Raw genomic sequence first — 17,319 nt, 5'->3', positions numbered from 1 at the left:
ATTTTCTAAATTCCAATGACTATCATAACATAACATATTGTTCAATTCTATCGTCCAATAATTTGCATGTGATCGATTACCGCTGTTGTAATGATTTATAATATTGACCCTTTTCGACATATTCGCGGCGAATTCGTTCCATTTCGCGTATATCTTCTTCTGTTAATTCACGAATGATTTTAGCGGGGCGGCCGAATGCAAGGGTGTGAGGAGGAATCTTTTTTCCCTGTGGGACAAGGCTTCCTGCGCCGATAAATGCCCCTTCTCCAATTTCAGCGCCATCTAAAATAATTGATCCCATTCCGATTAATGCGTTTTTTCGAATAATGGAACTATGTAAAATCACTTGGTGACCGATGGTGACATCATCTTCAATAATAAGCGGATTGTTTGGACTTTGATGTAAAATAGAGTTATCTTGAATATTGACGCGGTTGCCAATAATGGTTGGGGCGACATCACCGCGAATGACGGTGTTAAACCAAATGCTTGTTTCTTCGCCGATGACGACATCGCCGGTAATCGTCACATAATCAGCGATAAACGCGGATTCAGCAATTTTCGGAAATTTCCCTTTGTAAGGATAAATCATTCGCTTTCGTTCCTTTCGTTATAAATTTGCTTGTATGCTCATTGTACAAATGTTTTAACGATTCGTAAATGGAGGGATGTTTATGTGGAAATGGGAAGCGGATCAAGCCAAAGGAACGATTGTCCTCGTTCATGGGGCAGCAGAACATCACGGCCGTTATCAATGGCTAATTAAAAAATGGTGTGAAAACGGCTATCACGTCGTAGCAGGAGATTTGCCGGGACAGGGGACGACGACAAGAAGAAAGCGCGGACATATTCAATCTTTTGATGAATATATTAATGAAGTAGCTGATTGGGTGGAAGCGGCGAAGGAATTTCATTTGCCGATTTTTCTGCTTGGGCATAGTATGGGGGGACTTGTCGTCATTCGTACATTACAGGAAAAGCGTCTTCCGATTAAAGGGGTTATTCTTTCTTCACCATGCTTAGGACTTGTCACGTACCCATCTAAAGGGCTTGATTTGTTGTCAAGAGTGCTCAATTATGTCATGCCTTCCATGCTGTTTGACTCGGGACTGTCTGTTGAAATGGCAACAAGAAATACAGAAGTGCATGAAACGGATAAAAACGATACCCTTTACTTTACAAAAGTATCTGTTCGTTGGTATCGGGAACTGATTAAAGCAATGCAATTGGCTTATCGCAATATTGACAAATTCCCGGATATTCCACTATTGCTCATGCAAGGCGGAGACGATAAAATTGTTGATAAAGTGGCTGTAAAAGAATGGTTTGCCAAATTGCTAATATCAGAAAAAGTATATAAAGAATGGAATAAATTATATCATGAAATCTTTAACGAACCAGAACGTGACGATGTCTTTTTATATGCCAAGACATTTTTAGATACGCAATGTCAACTGCATCGATGAACAATGTAAAGCTTGTTGTAACAAATGTAGCTGAGGTGAGCTTGTTGAAAATTCCTACACATCCTGTTAGTTTAATGAAAAAAGTATATCGCGATGTGTTTCCTTCTGTACATCGTGAATTAGCTTATTGGAAGCAAAAAGCCGATTCCATTCCGGATCCAGAATTACGAAAACAGGCATTAGCCAGCATTCAAACAAAAACATTTCACTGTGAAGGCGGAGCGATTTTGGCACTGCTGGCGGAAGCGAATATGGAAGCATGCATTCGCTTTATCGTGGCTTATCAGACGATTAGCGACTACCTTGATAATTTATGCGACCGAAGCACATCGCTTGACCCTCTTGATTTTCGTGCCTTGCATGAGTCGATGCCTGATGCATTGTCTATCGATGCTGATGTTTCTAATTATTATCGCCATCGTAATGAACAAGACGATGGCGGCTATCTTCACGAGCTTGTTCGAACATGCCAAGGTGTGCTTAAACAGGTGAAGCATTATGAAAAAATTGTTCCATTTTTACAGGAGTTAGCAGGGTATTACTGCGATTTGCAAGTCCATAAGCATGTGCGAATCGATGAGCGCGTACCCCGTCTTGAGCAATGGTTTAAGCAATATAAAAATGAACTTCCACCAATGGAATGGTACGAGTTTTCCGCATGTTCCGGTTCAACGTTAGGCATTTTTTGTTTAGTGGCCTATGCCTTTACCGAAACGTTTAATGAAGAAATGGCAAGACAAGTGCGCAACGGATATTTTCCATACATTCAAGGGTTACATATTTTGCTTGATTATTTCATTGATCAAGAAGAGGATCGCTTAGGTGGGGACTTAAACTTTTGTTTTTACTATCCAAATCAATCGATGTTAATCGAACGGTTATGTCATTTTATTGAAGAAGCGGATCGCCATGTGGGCAAATTGCCGCACGGGTCGTTCCATCGTCTCATTCATCGCGGATTATTAGGGTTATATTTATCTGACGAAAAAGTAAAAAAGCAGAAAGAGATTGAACGACTTGCTAAACAGCTCGTTCAATATGGAGGAATGGTTTCGCGGTTCTTTTATTGGAACGGAAAAGCGTATCGAATGTGGCAAAAAATGTCCCCTCTTATTGCAAAATAAATGAGGCTGTCTCCATGTAAGAGACGGCCTCATTTATCTTTTTTCAATGGCAATAATAAATGGTGGATGATTGATTTGATTGATAAACTCGTAACGTAAGACATGCGCTCGCTGTTGCTCGAGAGTTTGTACATACTTAAGCAACGCATCGCGTTCTATGGCTCCCTCTGGATGTCCATGATAAATAACAAGAACAATGATCCCTTCAGGAGCCATGATGTCTAACAGCTGTTCAATGGCCCGGATTGTCGAATCGGGCTTTGTGACGACGTGTTTATCACCACCCGGCAAATAGCCGAGATTAAATATCGCCCCGGTAATACGGCCATGGTAGGCAGCTGGGATTTGATGGATGAGTTCGTCATGACTAGCCTGAAACAGCGTGACTTGGTCGAGAACACCATGTTCTTTTAACCGGGCTGTCGTATTTTCAATCGCTTGTGCTTGAATGTCAAACCCAAACACGCGCCCTGTTGTTCCAACTCGTCTTGCTAAATAAAGCGTATCATGACCGTTTCCGACCGTTGCATCAACGGCAATATCACCTTCTTGTACTGCGATATCCATCAGCGCGTGAGCAAACGGAAGAATGCGGATTAATTTCATTGTTTGACCACTTCTTTTTTGTAATATTTTCCTTGATAGCTGTTGCGACGCTCTAGTTCGGCATCAATAGCATTTAACACTTCCCATTTATTAACGCTCCACATTGGTCCGATCATTAAATCGATTGGACCATCTCCTGTAATGCGGTGGACGATCATTTCCGGCGGAAGAATTTCTAGTTGATCGCATACGAGGTTGACATATTCGTCGAACGATAAAAATTTAAGCATTCCTTTTTCATATTGCTTTACCATTGGCGTTCCTTTTAGCAAATGCAGTAAATGAATTTTAATCCCTTGTACGTCAAGATTGGCGACTGTCCTTGCCGTTTCCATCATCATATCATAGTCCTCAAGAGGCAGGCCGTTGATGATGTGCGAACAAACGCGAATCCCATGTTTGCGAAGTTTATTCACTCCTTCGACATAACATTCAAAATCATGGGCGCGGTTAATTAATAACGCTGTTCGCTCGTGTACAGTTTGTAGTCCGAGTTCGACCCATAAATACGTCCGTTCATTCAATTCTGCTAAATATTCAACGACATCATCTGGAAGGCAGTCAGGTCGGGTAGCGATCGACAAGCCGACAACGCCTTCAAGGTTTAAGACTGTTTCATATTTCTCGCGCAACACCTCAACCGGAGCGTGCGTGTTCGTGAACGCTTGGAAATATGCTAAATATTTTCCGTCTTTCCATTTAGCGTGCATTTTTTCTTTAATTGCATTGAACTGTGTCACTAAATCATCAGCGCGATTGCCGGCAAAATCGCCGGAACCGGCAGCGCTGCAAAACGTGCAACCGCCGTAAGCAACCGTACCGTCGCGGTTCGGACAATCAAATCCACCATCTAGCGCCACTTTAAATACTTTATGACCAAATGTTTGCCGTAAATGATAATTCCATGTGTGATAACGTTTATTGTCATTCGCATATGGAAATGGATTGGACTGTTTCACCACAGGCCCCTCCCTTAGCTTGCAAATCGTATCATTTTAGCATTGTAACATGATTCATAAGAAAAATCGATATTTGCCAATCATTAACGTCATAACCGCAAAAAGAAATGTGCACATTAATCGTGAGAAAGACCATTTTTTTCGTTGGAGGGAAAGAATATGGCGACGCGGCAGTCAGTCGATGAGTTTTTACAACGTTGTGAAGACGTCATTCGCTATGTAAAGGACCAATATACCGAAGCAAAAAAACAAGAGCACTATAATGACACAGAATATACAAAGGCGCAACAAATGTTGGAAGATACGGTGAACGACTTAGCTCATTTGGCGTTAAGCTGCAACGCTCAGCAGCGCGAACAATTGCATCGCATGCGCTTGCAATTAGAGCAACTGCAAAATGAAATGATTTTGTTAGATCATTAGGGAGGACAGTCATGAAAAAGCGTTCCAAGCAAAACAATCCAGAGCAAAAAAAAAGAAATAGCATAAATAATAACGATATCGAGTTAGGCAATGATTTTGCCCCTGTTAAACAAGCCAAAAAGGCGTACCAGCAAACAGGCGGACAGCCACAAAAATCAAAGCAGCATGTGGAAGAGTAACCATATTAATTTTTAGGGGCTGACCTAGTAAAGGGGACAGCCCTATTTTTACAATAAAGTATAGGAGAAATGGTATGGAAATCGTCTCCTTTTTTCATTGCGTTCACTGGCAAAAATGAATACAATGATTTTGAAACTCGAAATATTTCTAGGAGGAATTTTGTATGCCCCGTGCTCTTTATATATTGATTATTGGAATGGCCATGAATGTAACAGGGGCCTCTTTTTTATGGCCAATGAATGCCATCTACGTTCATGAGCATCTTGGAAAATCGCTGTCTATTGCCGGGATTGTGTTAATGATAAATTCAGGGGCAAGCGTGGTTGGCAATTTAGTCGGTGGAATGTGGTTCGATAAAATCGGCGGCTTCAAGTCGATTATGCTCGGAATTGTAATCACATTAACAGCATTAATCGGGCTTGTCTTTTTTCATGGGTGGCCTCACTATGCTATCTTTTTAGCGATTATTGGCTTTGGAACTGGTATTGTATTCCCTGTTGCCTATGCTTATGCAGGTGCGATTTGGCCGGAGGGGGGAAGGCGCGCGTTTAATGCTTTATATGTCGCGCAAAACATCGGCGTCGCCATCGGTTCCGCGCTTGGAGGGCTTGTTGCGTCTTATTCGTTTGCGTTCATTTTTATAGCGAATGCACTGTTATATGTTGGTTTTTTCTTAATGATATCGATCGGTTTAAAAAACGTCCGCGTTGCCAAGAGAATTGAAAAGCAAAACGAAAGGCCAGGAACAGCTTCTATTGGAAGTCGCGCAAGCTGGAATGCGCTGGTGACGCTATGCGTCGGGTATTTTTTATGTTGGGTAAGCTATGTGCAATGGTCGACAACGATTGCGACGTATACGCAGGAGTTGACCATGACGCTCAAGCAGTACAGCCTCCTTTGGACGATTAACGGAGCGCTTATTGTTCTTGCCCAGCCGCTGTTATCGGCGATTGTTCAGCGCTGGATGCAGAAAGTAAAGAGGCAAATGCTTATTGGCTTTGCCATTTTCATCGTTTCCTTTTCCATTTTGCTGAAAGCAACGTCATTTTTCGACTTCGTTTTGGCCATGATTGTATTGACGATTGCCGAAATGCTTGTATGGCCGGCGATTCCGACAGTAGCAAACCGCTTAGCACCGGAAGGGAAAGAGGGCTTTTACCAAGGGTTTGTCAACAGCACAGCGACCGCCGGAAGAATGGTCGGCCCTGTTCTCGGTGGCTTTATCGTTGACACCGCTGGCATAAAGCCATTGTTTGTTGCACTCATCATCTTTTCTTCTCTTTCATTTATAACCACTCTTTTATATGATCGAAAATTGAACAAATGTGTAAACAAAGAAAAACAAACAGTTACGATGGGCTAAACACACTCGGGTCAACCGGGTGTGTTTTTTATTGACAAATGAACCGAAATTAGATAAATATCTAATTAGATGATTATCTAATATCGAGGTGGGGTTATGCAGCTCAATCGGTTAGTGATCTTTTATAAAACGATCGGAGATCCAACGCGTCTTCGCATTATGAAAATGCTTTCTGAAGGTCCGCTGCACGGTCAGGCGATTGCAGGAAAACTTGGTCTTACTCCAGCGACAATTACACATCATCTTAAAAGATTGCGTGAAGTCAATGCTGTTTACGAACGGCGCGACGGGAATACGATTTATTTTTATCTCAATGGATCCGTGATCAAGCATTATGCGAAATCATTAATAAATTTGGCTGAACAAGATGAGGTGAAAAAAGACATGACAGATGTGATGGCAGAACGGCAAAAAGTGATTGAAAACTTTTTTACAACTGACGGGCGTTTGAAAAATATCCCAGCTCAACGAAAGAAAAAGCTTATCGTGCTGGAGCATATGTTAAAAGGATTACAAAAGGGGAAAAAATACGAAGAGAAAGAATTAAATGAGTACATTAAAAAATTTCATGATGATTATGCGACCATTCGCCGCGAATTTATCATCAATAACTATATGTATCGTGAAAACGGCATTTATGAATTAAATCCAGAAGAAATGTGGACGAAAATCGAATAGCTAATTTATTTCTTACTATAAATAATAAACTAACGAGCTAGTATTGATGAATATTAATAACAGGCAAAACAAGCATATTAGTTTTGACAAAAAATGATTTTTCTCTCCCCCCACTTGCAACGAGGCGACAAATTTTTTAAAATATTAGATATAAAAATATTGGAAAATAACGGTGAAAAGGAGTAGTAGTGGACAAAACGGACTGCAGAGAGTTGACGGTCGGTGCAAGTCAACCGAAGTTTGTTCACGAACTCGCCTTGGAGTTGCGAACATAAACAGCTTCTGTAGCCTAGTAATGTTCGCCGTGAATCTGCGTTAACGATTGAAGCGAGCACGCTTATTGCGTGCTAATAAGGGTGGTACCGCGGGAAATTCAACCTCTCGTCCCTTTTTCAGGGGCGGGAGGTTTTTTCCATCGCCTTTTTGTTAACAATGGTCAAATAAGAAAGAGATAGATAGGAGGAAACAAGATGAGTTTTAACCATCGTGAAATCGAAAAGAAGTGGCAAACATATTGGGAAAAAAATAAAACGTTTAAGACAATAGACAATGACGATAAGCGAAAATTTTATGTGCTTGATATGTTCCCGTATCCATCTGGTGCCGGTCTCCACGTTGGCCACCCAGAAGGCTATACGGCGACGGATATTTTAGCGCGCATGAAGCGAATGCAAGGTTACAACGTGCTTCATCCGATGGGATGGGACGCGTTTGGTTTGCCGGCTGAGCAATATGCACTAGACACAGGTAACGATCCCGCGGAATTTACGGAGAAAAACATTAATAACTTTCGTCGGCAAATTAAAGCATTAGGATTTTCGTACGATTGGGATCGTGAAGTCAATACGACTGATCCGAATTATTACAAATGGACGCAATGGATTTTCTTAAAATTGTATGAAAAAGGTTTAGCTTACATGGATGAAGTGCCTGTCAACTGGTGCCCGGCGTTAGGAACAGTGTTGGCGAACGAGGAAGTTATTGACGGAAAAAGTGAACGCGGCGGCCATCCGGTCATTCGGAAGCCGATGAAACAGTGGATGCTTCGCATTACGGCATATGCTGACCGTTTGCTTGAAGATTTAGAGGAGCTTGACTGGCCGGAAAGTATTAAAGAAATGCAGCGCAACTGGATCGGCCGTTCAGAAGGAGCGCACATTCATTTTGAAGTCGATGGTCATAATGAAACATTTACTGTCTTTACGACTCGTCCAGATACATTGTTTGGTGCAACGTATACAGTGTTAGCTCCTGAGCATCCGCTTGTCGAAAAAATTACGACACCGGAGCAAAAGGCAGCAGTGGAGGCGTATTTAGACCAAATTAAAAGCAAAAGTGACCTTGAGCGGACAGATTTAGCGAAAGAAAAAACAGGGGTTTTCACGGGAGCGTATGCGATTAACCCTGTAAATGGGGAGAAGCTGCCAATTTGGATTGCCGATTATGTTTTAATGAGCTACGGTACAGGTGCAATTATGGCGGTACCAGCCCACGATGAGCGTGACTATGAGTTTGCGAAAAAATTCAATTTGCCAATCAAAGAAGTTGTCGCTGGAGGCGATATTTCGAAAGAAGCATACACAGGCGATGGCGAGCATATTAACTCCGACTTTTTAAACGGTCTCAATAAAGAAGAAGCGATTCAAAAAATGATTGAATGGTTGGAGGCAAATGGAAAAGGAGAAAAGAAAGTATCATATCGTCTTCGCGACTGGTTATTCAGCCGTCAACGTTACTGGGGCGAGCCAATTCCGATTATTCATTGGGAAGACGGCACGATGACACCTGTTCCTGAAGAAGAACTTCCGCTTATGCTTCCAAAAACCGATCAAATTAAACCGTCAGGCACAGGGGAGTCACCGCTTGCGAATATTGAGGATTGGGTCAATGTCGTCGATCCGAAGACGGGCAGAAAAGGCCGTCGTGAAACAAATACGATGCCGCAATGGGCAGGAAGCTGCTGGTATTATTTGCGCTACATTGATCCGCACAATCCTGACCAGCTAGCCGACCCTGAAAAATTAAAAAAATGGCTTCCGGTTGATGTGTACATCGGCGGCGCCGAACATGCCGTTCTTCACTTGTTATACGCGCGCTTCTGGCATAAATTCTTATATGACATCGGCGTTGTACCAACAAAAGAGCCATTCCAAAAACTCTTTAACCAAGGTATGATTCTTGGCGAAAACAATGAAAAAATGAGCAAATCGAAAGGCAATGTCGTCAATCCGGATGACATTATTGAAAGCCACGGTGCTGACACGTTGCGTCTTTATGAAATGTTTATGGGGCCGCTTGAAGCATCGATCGCATGGTCGACAAAAGGATTGGATGGAGCACGTCGCTTCTTAGACCGCGTCTGGCGCTTGTTTGTCGAAGAAAATGGCGAGTTAAATCCGAACATCGTCGACAATCCTGAAACAGATACGCTTGAACGTGTGTACCATCAAACAGTGAAAAAAGTAACGGAAGATTATGAAGCACTTCGCTTTAATACAGCAATTTCTCAGTTAATGGTATTCATTAACGAGGCGTACAAAGCACCGGTATTGCCAAAAGCGTATATGGAAGGATTCGTGAAATTGTTATCACCGGTTTGCCCGCATATTGCTGAAGAATTATGGGAAAAACTTGGTCATAACAGTACGATCGCATACGAATCATGGCCAGCGTACGATGAAGCAAAATTAGTAGAAGACGAAGTGGAGATTGTTGTCCAAATAAACGGCAAAGTGCGTGCGAAATTGCATGTACCGGCGGATGCTTCCAAAGAACAGCTAGAACAACTCGCAATGGAAGATACGAAAATTAAAGAACAAATCGAAGGAAAAACAGTGCGAAAAGTGATTACCGTACCTGGTAAATTAGTGAATATTGTCGCAAATTAAAATTAAGCCCCTCACTTTTTCTGTGAGGGGCCATAAATTGAAAGGGGATTTGACGATGGAAGGGATTAAAGAAATTACGGCGGAAGAATTGAAAGAAAAACTGGAGTGCGGTGAAAAACTGAACTTAGTTGATGTGCGCGAAGACGAGGAAGTTGCATTCGGGATGATTCCGGGAGCAAAGCATATTAAAATGGGCGATATTCCCCATCGTTTAGACGAGTTTAACAAAGACGAAGAATACATCTTTATCTGTCGTTCCGGCGCCCGCAGTGAAAACGTCTGCCGCTACTTACAAGACATGGGATACAAAGTCCGCAATATGGTCGGTGGTATGCTGGCGTGGGACGGAGAGACTGTTTCAAAGGCGTGACAGCTTTGGCATTAACAGAACAGGAACAGCGACTCATTACGATGGGTTTTAGTCGAGAAAGTCCCTACGCTTATTACTTGCTTGGTTCATAATCAAAAGGGAAAGTGCAATGACAAAGCGAGATGGACATTGCCTATGACAATGGAAATAGCTTGAACTACTGTTAGCATAACAATTAGCCTCATTGCTTCACCGTGATGTTGATTTCTCTGGCATCAACCGTATTGCAAGTACAAATTATTTTTTATGGAACTGTATCAACGATGTAAAGAAAGATCAATTTAAGATGAAAAGTACCCAAAGATAAACGAAGAACGCTGTGAAATCTTGACGGAGAGTGGATACGATCATAAACATGCAAATGTCATTGAGCGTTGCATTAAACGGATTAAAGAGGAATATGCTAACAATTATACGGAGCAAGATTCTATCATTATTAAATATTCAACGTGCCTGTGAGGCAATTATTGATAATTATTGATATTGCATGCATATTGCTAGGCATTCCCCAATCAAGCCGTGATGCGTTCGATTTACTTCAGAAGATGTCATTGATGAATCGTTATGTTCCATGATAACAAAAATCTCAACATCGCCATTGTGCAGGCGATTATCGAAAGCCATTTAGAAGATTCCCGTGAATTTGTGAAACAAATTTTAGCTTATCAACCGAGATAAAATAGAGTAACCTTCATCGATTCGATGAAGGTTTTTTTGCGTTGACCGATAAAAAATTTTCCCAAGTTGGGTCATTTCACATTGAATAAGTGATTGGAATTTATGCCAATTTTCCCAATAATACAACGGAAAGCAGACTATATAATAGTCATATAAGCGATACGGTCTTCAGACATTTCTATTCCTATAGCCCAAATGAGTAGTTCCTTTTGGAGGAGGAAATGTGTATAATTTTTAGTAAATTTATATTAGTAAAAAATTAAGAAGGAGTAGGTATTATTTGAAGATTGGTGATCGCTTAAAATTTTCCCGTATCAAACATAAGTTAACGCAAGAGGAAGTGGCTGACGGAATTATTTCCGTATCATATTTATCAAAAATTGAAAACAATCAAGTGGTTCCAAGTGAAGAAGTGCTTCGCCTCCTTTGTCAACGGTTGGGAATCAACAATATCCTGAAAAATAGACAAGATGAATTAACAAGTAAATTGTTATTATGGTACAAAACGATTACGGATAAAAACCGACAGGAAGCAGCCCGGATGTACGAGGAAATCAAACGAACTTTCGATGACGTTCAGGGAGCGGAATCCATCGCTTACTTTCTGTTGTTTGAAATGCGCTATCACTTGTTATTAAAAGATATTCATACTGTCGAAGCATTGTTGATCAAATTAAGGGAATTGTATGACACCTTTGATGATGTGATGAAATATTATTATTATAAATTTTTAGGTCTACTTTACTATTGCAAGGAAAAATATGAAGATGCTTTGGAATATTATAAAAAGGCGGAGCAGCGATTTCGAAGCCAATCATTTGAAAAATGGGAAGAAGCTGATTTGCATTATTTACTAGCGCTTGTTTATAGCCGGCTCTGGAGAATATTAGGCTGTATTAACTATGCGCAGCATGCTTTAGCGATTTACCAATCCGAATACGATTTAAAGCGAAGCGCTGAATGCCATATTTTACTTGGTATTTGTTACAGAAGGTACGGAGAAGTAGATCAAGCGATCGAATGCTATTCATTGGCCCATAAAATTGCCCAAATCATTAATGATACCGAATTATTAGGTACGATTGAGCATAACCTAGGCTACTTAATGTCAATGAAACATGAGCATTATGAAGCCATTCAGCATTATAAGAAGAGTTTGCTGTATAAGCGAAACTCTTCATTACAAGCTAGATTTATTACGTTGTTTTCTCTCATCAAAGAATATTATGTTTCCAAAAACTATAAAAAAGCATTAGCCAATGTAGAGGAAAGTTTGCAGCTTCTCAAGAGGGAAAAAGATGGGATGACAACGTATTATGAATATTATCTTCATTTCACAGTTTATCAATATTTACTATCAGAAGATATTTCGGAAAATGAATTTGAAACATTTATGAAAGATCGAGTGCTCCCTTATTTTCAAAGGTTTAAAAAATATGAAGATGTTGCACAATACGCTGAATACTTGGCAATCTATTACGAGAAACGTCATAAGTATAAACTAGCAAGCAAATTCTATAAAATGAGTTATCAATTTCTAAAAAATATGATAAATATTTAGGAGGGATTTTTTTGAAAAAGCTTTTATTAGGAATCATGACGTTTGGTATTATGAGTTTACTTGTTCTCATTGGTAGTGACCAAGAACCAAAATATGTGGCAAAAGACGAACATCCGCCTCCAACCATCATCATTGCAGCGAAAGATGAACATCCACCAGCAACGATTATTTGAAGAGGAATAAGCAAAAAGACAGCTAGTTTTCTAGCTGTCTTTTTTCATGCATAGGAAAATGTGAAAAAAACGTAGGGAATTATCAACTATATCAGACTCTATTTTTCCCAATACAAATACTGTAAATATTGTGTTAATATTCTAAATACAAAGAATAAAGGAGGATGAAAAATGAAAAGGAAAATGAAATTAGCATCGTTTGGTCTTGCAGCAGGACTAGCGGCCCAAGTATTTTTACCTTACAATGCGCTGGCTTCAACGGAACACGTTACATGGAACCAACAATTTCAAACCCCTCAATTCATCTCCGGTGATCTGCTGAAAGTGAATGGCACATCCCCAGAAGAACTCGTCTATCAATATGTTGAAAAAAACGAAAACAAGTTTAAATTTCATGAAAACGCTAAAGATAATCTACAATTGAAAGAAAAGAAAAATGATAACCTTGGTTTTACGTTTATGCGCTTCCAACAAACGTATAAAGGGATTCCTGTGTTTGGAGCAGTAGTAACTGCGCACGTGAAAGATGGCACGCTGACGGCGCTATCAGGGACACTGATTCCGAATTTGGACACGAAAGGATCCTTAAAAAGCGGGAAGAAATTGAGTGAGAAACAAGCGCGTGACATTGCTGAAAAAGATTTAGTGGCAAATGTAACAAAGGAAGTACCGGAATATGAACAGGGAAAAGACACCGAGTTTGTTGTTTATGTCAATGGGGACGAGGCTTCTTTAGCGTACGTTGTCAATTTAAACTTTTTAACTCCTGAACCAGGAAACTGGCTGTATATCATTGATGCCGTAGACGGAAAAATTTTAAATAAATTTAACCAACTTGACGCCGCAAAACCAGGTGATGTGAAGTCGATAACAGGAACATCAACTGTCGGAGTGGGAAGAGGAGTACTTGGTGATCAAAAAAATATTAATACAACCTACTCTACGTACTACTATTTACAAGATAATACGCGTGGAAATGGGATTTTCACATATGATGCGAAATACCGTACGACATTGCCGGGAAGCTTATGGGCAGATGCAGATAACCAATTTTTTGCGAGCTATGATGCTCCAGCGGTTGATGCTCATTATTACGCTGGTGTGACATATGACTACTATAAAAATGTTCATAACCGTCTCAGTTACGACGGAAATAATGCAGCTATTAGATCATCCGTTCATTATAGCCAAGGCTATAATAACGCATTTTGGAACGGTTCGCAAATGGTGTATGGCGATGGTGATGGTCAAACATTTATTCCACTTTCTGGTGGTATTGATGTGGTCGCACATGAGTTAACGCATGCGGTAACCGATTATACAGCCGGACTCATTTATCAAAACGAATCTGGTGCAATTAATGAGGCAATATCTGATATTTTTGGAACGTTAGTCGAATTTTACGCTAACAAAAATCCAGATTGGGAAATTGGAGAGGATGTGTATACACCTGGTATTTCAGGGGATTCGCTCCGTTCGATGTCCGATCCGGCAAAGTATGGTGATCCAGATCACTATTCAAAGCGCTATACAGGCACGCAAGATAATGGCGGGGTTCATATCAATAGCGGAATTATCAACAAAGCCGCTTATTTGCTTAGCCAAGGCGGTACGCATTACGGTGTGAGTGTTGTCGGAATCGGACGCGATAAATTGGGGAAAATTTTCTATCGTGCATTAACGCAATATTTAACACCAACGTCCAACTTTAGCCAACTTCGTGCTGCCGCTGTTCAATCAGCCACTGACTTGTACGGTTCGACAAGCCAGGAAGTCGCTTCTGTGAAGCAGGCCTTTGATGCGGTAGGGGTGAAATAAAGTGGTATCTCATCAGTGGGGGATTTTTTTCCTCCACTGATGTTTTGTTTGTGATCAATGATGTCAGGGGAGATAGTTTAAAACAGAATTGTCATAAATGGCTCATACGAAGCCATTTCCAGATTAGTAAGCAAGATGGAGAATTTGGTTCAAAAAGTTGCATGCTTGCATGACAAAAGAGGACCACTCCATATGAAATCGAAATCATTTTTGAAAGAAAGCGTTTTATCTGGTTTTACTATCCATTCTTTCTCTCTTCCTCGCAAATTCTCTTTCTTTTGCTTTGTCTATTTTGCCTCTTGTCATTGTGCTAGCTTTGCTTGTTGCGGAGGTAACGGAATTGAATGAAAATGGGATATACGCATCTCTTGAATTGTCATACTATCCCTCTTTTTTTGTTGTTTCCATCTGTGTGGATGATGTAGGGTACTGTGAAGGAAAAGTTTCAGCCCAAGTCAATCTGTTTCCATTCGTTCAAGAATGTCTAAGATTTATGCAATTGATTGATAGTCTTTGGTTCGAATTATTGTTTGCTAAATAACACGTTTCTATTACTCTGAATGGCATTAGTTATTTCTTCATACATACATGAAACCGAGCTAAGGTTCATCATATTAATGAAGAGGAAAAGGCTTAAATACGCTTGAGAACTGGGATTTCAGACTCTAAGAATTGAAAAACTTCCTAAATTGAAGTGATTGTAGATTCTCTAAACCGTCTTTTTTATATAAATTAACGGCCTGTTTATACATATGAAGGTTATATGGCAGCTTCCTGATGTACCGAATTAGTAAAAAGAAAGTGAAGTTTGGAAGAAATCGCCTCTCGATGATTGTTCTTTTGAAACAATATTGTAGTATACGTTGTCTATTTCGGCTTATTAACTTCATTGATTTTTATTTTTTATTAAATCTATAAAGGAGTTTTGGAGAGAGAGGAAAAAGATTTTTAATAGGGGGATAAAAATGGAAAAGAATGATGCTTTATTATTGTTTTTAAAAATCTCTCTTCATCGTATGTATGAACATTATTTACCCAAGCTATTGCAGGCTCTTCAAGTTTTGAGCAGAGAGGAACTTTGGATGCGTGAAGCGGAAGGGATGAATGCCATAGGGGGAATTGTTCTTCATATATGTGAACATATTCGAAGAAATACGTTACAGTCGAAAAATCTGACAATCACATTTTCAAAAGGGATCGAAGAATATTTTCCGGATTTTGATTGGACATCGGATAAATTATGTGAATATGTTCAAAAAACATTCGATGAATGGCAAGATGAAATGATCGCATGTATTGCCAATTTTCATCATAGGAAAATCGATGTACATCGCTTATATCATCTTGTCGAACACACCGCTTATCATCTTGGGCAAGTTATTGATCGTGTGAAACGAATAAAGGAGATTTCTTTTCATTTTTGTCAAAAAGGATTAAATGAACAAGTATTAAGGGAGATGATTGAAAAAAATTAAATCAAACCATATGTCTTGCTTCGGGTAGAGGAGGAGTGGGCAATGTACAAAGTGAAAGTATTCGATGAAGAGCATGAAAAAGATTTGGAACGCGCGGTGAATGCATTTTTGGCAGGGTTAAAAGAGGGACAGCTGATTGATATTAAATACGAAGTGGCGTTGATGGAATCAGAGGGGGAGCAAATTTATTGCTTTTCGGCAATGGTCATTTATCGAGCCTAACCGAAATACGGTTAGGCCCTGTTCGTTAGCGCATGTTTGGCTGCGTTCATTCCGGCAAGTCTTCCAGTGACGAGGGCGGCAGTGATGTTATACCCACCAGTGTAGCCGTGAATGTCTAAAATTTCTCCACAAAAATAAAGCCCCTCCATCAATTTGGATGACATTTCTTTCGGATGAATTTCTTTTACAGACACGCCGCCACCGGTGACGAATGCTTTTTCAATTGGCAATGTGCCATGCACGTGGAATTGAAATTGCTTGCAGTCGCGTACGAATAAGCGCACCTTTTCGTGTGACAGCGTACCTGCCAGTGTTTGCGGGTCGATTTCGTTTTTCTCTAACAAAAATAGCAAATACCGCTCTGGTAGAATCCCTTTTACAACATTTTTTACCGCTTTTTTTGGCTCGGCTTTGAGCCTGCTTACGATGGACTGAAATATTTCTTCAGCGTTTTTGTCGGGTATGGCATCAATACTCATTGTGACGTAGCCAGTTTGATATTTTTTTAACGCCTTCACGACAAATTGGCTGCAACGAAGTGCTGCAGGACCAGAAATGCCGAAATGAGTAAAAATCATATCCATCCGATGAGTAATGATTGGTTTCCCTTTCGGATCTAACACGCTTAACGCCACATCTCGGAGCGAAAGACCTTGTAATGTTCTTTGTTGAATAAACGGTTCTTTTGATGTAATAGGAACTTCAGTTGGAAATAACTCTGTTACAGTATGTCCTGCTTTTTCTGCCCAGGCGTAGCCGTCCCCGGTTGAGCCTGTCTGTGGAACGGATTTGCCGCCAACAGCCACGACGACACATTTGGCAGAAATAAATTCTCCTGTTTTTAACGTAATGCCAACGGTTTTTCCATTTTCGTATTCGACGTCTGCCACCGGTGTGTTCACTCGAATGTCTACGTTTAATTTTTTTAGTTGATTGATAAGCGCGTTTACTACCGACTGCGCGTTATCCGTTACAGGAAACATCCGACCGTGGTCCTCTTCTTTTAAACGAATGCCAAGACGTTCAAAAAAGCGAATAATGTCCTCATTGTTAAACACAGAAAACGCGCTGTATAAAAACCGGCCGTTTCCGGGAATATGTTTGATGATTTCGTCGACAGGCAAACGATTTGTCACATTGCACCGTCCACCCCCGGAAATGGCGAGTTTGCGCCCAAGCTTGTCTCCTTTATCGACGAGAAGCACCTTTGCTCCTTGCTCTGCTGCGGCAATCCCTGCCATTAATCCAGACGGGCCGCCGCCGATAACAATAACATCATATGTCACTTGCTTCACCAGCCTTTCTTTCTCTATTATAGTCAAGAGAAGAAAATTT

At 40.5% G+C, this 17,319-nt stretch carries 17 protein-coding genes and 1 other annotated feature; of the genes, 13 read left to right on the top strand and 4 right to left on the bottom strand.

Going from position 1 to position 17,319, the window contains the following annotated elements:
* Window positions 1-76 precede the first annotated feature (76 nt).
* Window positions 77-592: a gamma carbonic anhydrase gene (locus ISX45_RS12465; protein WP_194519109.1), complete on the bottom strand. Its 516-nt coding sequence runs from the start codon at window positions 590-592 to the stop codon at window positions 77-79.
* An 82-nt stretch (window positions 593-674) separates the two neighbouring features.
* Between ISX45_RS12465 and ISX45_RS12460 the strand changes: the two genes are divergently transcribed.
* Both ISX45_RS12460 and ISX45_RS12455 read left to right on the top strand, forming a co-directional pair.
* Window positions 675-1,466 (top strand): alpha/beta hydrolase, encoded by a 792-nt coding sequence (locus tag ISX45_RS12460; protein WP_194519108.1) that lies wholly within the window; start codon window positions 675-677, stop codon window positions 1,464-1,466.
* 44 nt (window positions 1,467-1,510) lie between these two features.
* Window positions 1,511-2,590, top strand: coding sequence for a tetraprenyl-beta-curcumene synthase family protein (locus ISX45_RS12455; RefSeq protein WP_194519107.1), 1,080 nt, complete (start codon window positions 1,511-1,513; stop codon window positions 2,588-2,590).
* Between the two features lie 33 nt (window positions 2,591-2,623).
* On the opposite strand, the gene ISX45_RS12450 is transcribed toward ISX45_RS12455, so the two are convergent.
* Both ISX45_RS12450 and ISX45_RS12445 read right to left on the bottom strand, forming a co-directional pair.
* Window positions 2,624-3,196: a tRNA 5-(aminomethyl)-2-thiouridylate-methyltransferase MnmM gene (locus ISX45_RS12450; protein ID WP_181554780.1), complete on the bottom strand. Its 573-nt coding sequence runs from the start codon at window positions 3,194-3,196 to the stop codon at window positions 2,624-2,626.
* On the bottom strand, window positions 3,193-4,155 hold the full coding sequence (locus ISX45_RS12445) for a tRNA modification radical SAM protein MnmL/YtqA (protein WP_194519106.1): 963 nt from the start codon (window positions 4,153-4,155) through the stop codon (window positions 3,193-3,195). Before ISX45_RS12445 ends, ISX45_RS12450 begins: the two co-directional genes overlap by 4 nt.
* Before the next feature lie 159 nt (window positions 4,156-4,314).
* Between ISX45_RS12445 and ISX45_RS12440 the strand changes: the two genes are divergently transcribed.
* The 11 genes from ISX45_RS12440 (at window position 4,315) to ISX45_RS12385 (ending at window position 15,984) form a co-directional block, all read left to right on the top strand.
* Window positions 4,315-4,578, top strand: coding sequence for a YtzC family protein (locus ISX45_RS12440; protein ID WP_194519105.1), 264 nt, complete (start codon window positions 4,315-4,317; stop codon window positions 4,576-4,578).
* Window positions 4,579-4,589: 11 nt separating this feature from the next.
* The gene (locus tag ISX45_RS12435) at window positions 4,590-4,757 is read left to right on the top strand and encodes a glycogen biosynthesis protein GlgD (RefSeq protein ID WP_181554777.1); all 168 of its coding nucleotides are present in this window, start codon (window positions 4,590-4,592) and stop codon (window positions 4,755-4,757) included.
* 164 nt (window positions 4,758-4,921) lie between these two features.
* On the top strand, window positions 4,922-6,121 hold the full coding sequence (locus tag ISX45_RS12430) for an MDR family MFS transporter (protein ID WP_181554776.1): 1,200 nt from the start codon (window positions 4,922-4,924) through the stop codon (window positions 6,119-6,121).
* Window positions 6,122-6,217: 96 nt separating this feature from the next.
* Complete coding sequence (locus ISX45_RS12425) at window positions 6,218-6,799, top strand: DUF2087 domain-containing protein (RefSeq protein ID WP_181554775.1); 582 nt, start codon at window positions 6,218-6,220, stop codon at window positions 6,797-6,799.
* 163 nt (window positions 6,800-6,962) lie between these two features.
* Window positions 6,963-7,191: a binding site (T-box leader), on the top strand.
* A gap of 78 nt (window positions 7,192-7,269) precedes the next feature.
* Complete coding sequence (gene leuS, locus ISX45_RS12420) at window positions 7,270-9,687, top strand: leucine--tRNA ligase (protein WP_194519104.1); 2,418 nt, start codon at window positions 7,270-7,272, stop codon at window positions 9,685-9,687.
* 55 nt (window positions 9,688-9,742) lie between these two features.
* Window positions 9,743-10,057: a rhodanese-like domain-containing protein gene (locus ISX45_RS12415; RefSeq protein WP_194520701.1), complete on the top strand. Its 315-nt coding sequence runs from the start codon at window positions 9,743-9,745 to the stop codon at window positions 10,055-10,057.
* A gap of 958 nt (window positions 10,058-11,015) precedes the next feature.
* The gene (locus ISX45_RS12405; RefSeq protein ID WP_181554772.1) at window positions 11,016-12,296 is read left to right on the top strand and encodes a helix-turn-helix domain-containing protein; all 1,281 of its coding nucleotides are present in this window, start codon (window positions 11,016-11,018) and stop codon (window positions 12,294-12,296) included.
* Window positions 12,297-12,307: 11 nt separating this feature from the next.
* The gene (locus tag ISX45_RS12400) at window positions 12,308-12,469 is read left to right on the top strand and encodes a hypothetical protein (RefSeq protein ID WP_181554771.1); all 162 of its coding nucleotides are present in this window, start codon (window positions 12,308-12,310) and stop codon (window positions 12,467-12,469) included.
* 171 nt (window positions 12,470-12,640) lie between these two features.
* A complete protein-coding gene (locus tag ISX45_RS12395; protein WP_194519103.1) occupies window positions 12,641-14,287 on the top strand; it encodes a M4 family metallopeptidase in 1,647 nt (548 codons plus the stop codon).
* A gap of 965 nt (window positions 14,288-15,252) precedes the next feature.
* Entirely contained in the window at window positions 15,253-15,762 is a 510-nt protein-coding gene (locus tag ISX45_RS12390) for a hypothetical protein (protein ID WP_194519102.1), read from the top strand.
* A 42-nt stretch (window positions 15,763-15,804) separates the two neighbouring features.
* Window positions 15,805-15,984: a sporulation protein Cse60 gene (locus ISX45_RS12385; RefSeq protein WP_181554769.1), complete on the top strand. Its 180-nt coding sequence runs from the start codon at window positions 15,805-15,807 to the stop codon at window positions 15,982-15,984.
* Between the two features lie 11 nt (window positions 15,985-15,995).
* Here the strand turns inward: ISX45_RS12385 and ISX45_RS12380 are convergent, their stop codons facing one another.
* Entirely contained in the window at window positions 15,996-17,270 is a 1,275-nt protein-coding gene (locus ISX45_RS12380) for a BaiN/RdsA family NAD(P)/FAD-dependent oxidoreductase (RefSeq protein WP_194520700.1), read from the bottom strand.
* Between the last annotated feature and the right edge of the window lie 49 nt (window positions 17,271-17,319).

Origin of the sequence: Thermaerobacillus caldiproteolyticus (assembly GCF_015326725.1) — a bacterium.
Classification (GTDB): domain Bacteria; phylum Bacillota; class Bacilli; order Bacillales; family Anoxybacillaceae; genus Thermaerobacillus; species Thermaerobacillus caldiproteolyticus.
The sequence above is the reverse complement of the archived record's forward strand: the minus strand, read 5'-3'. Positions and strand labels throughout refer to the sequence as shown.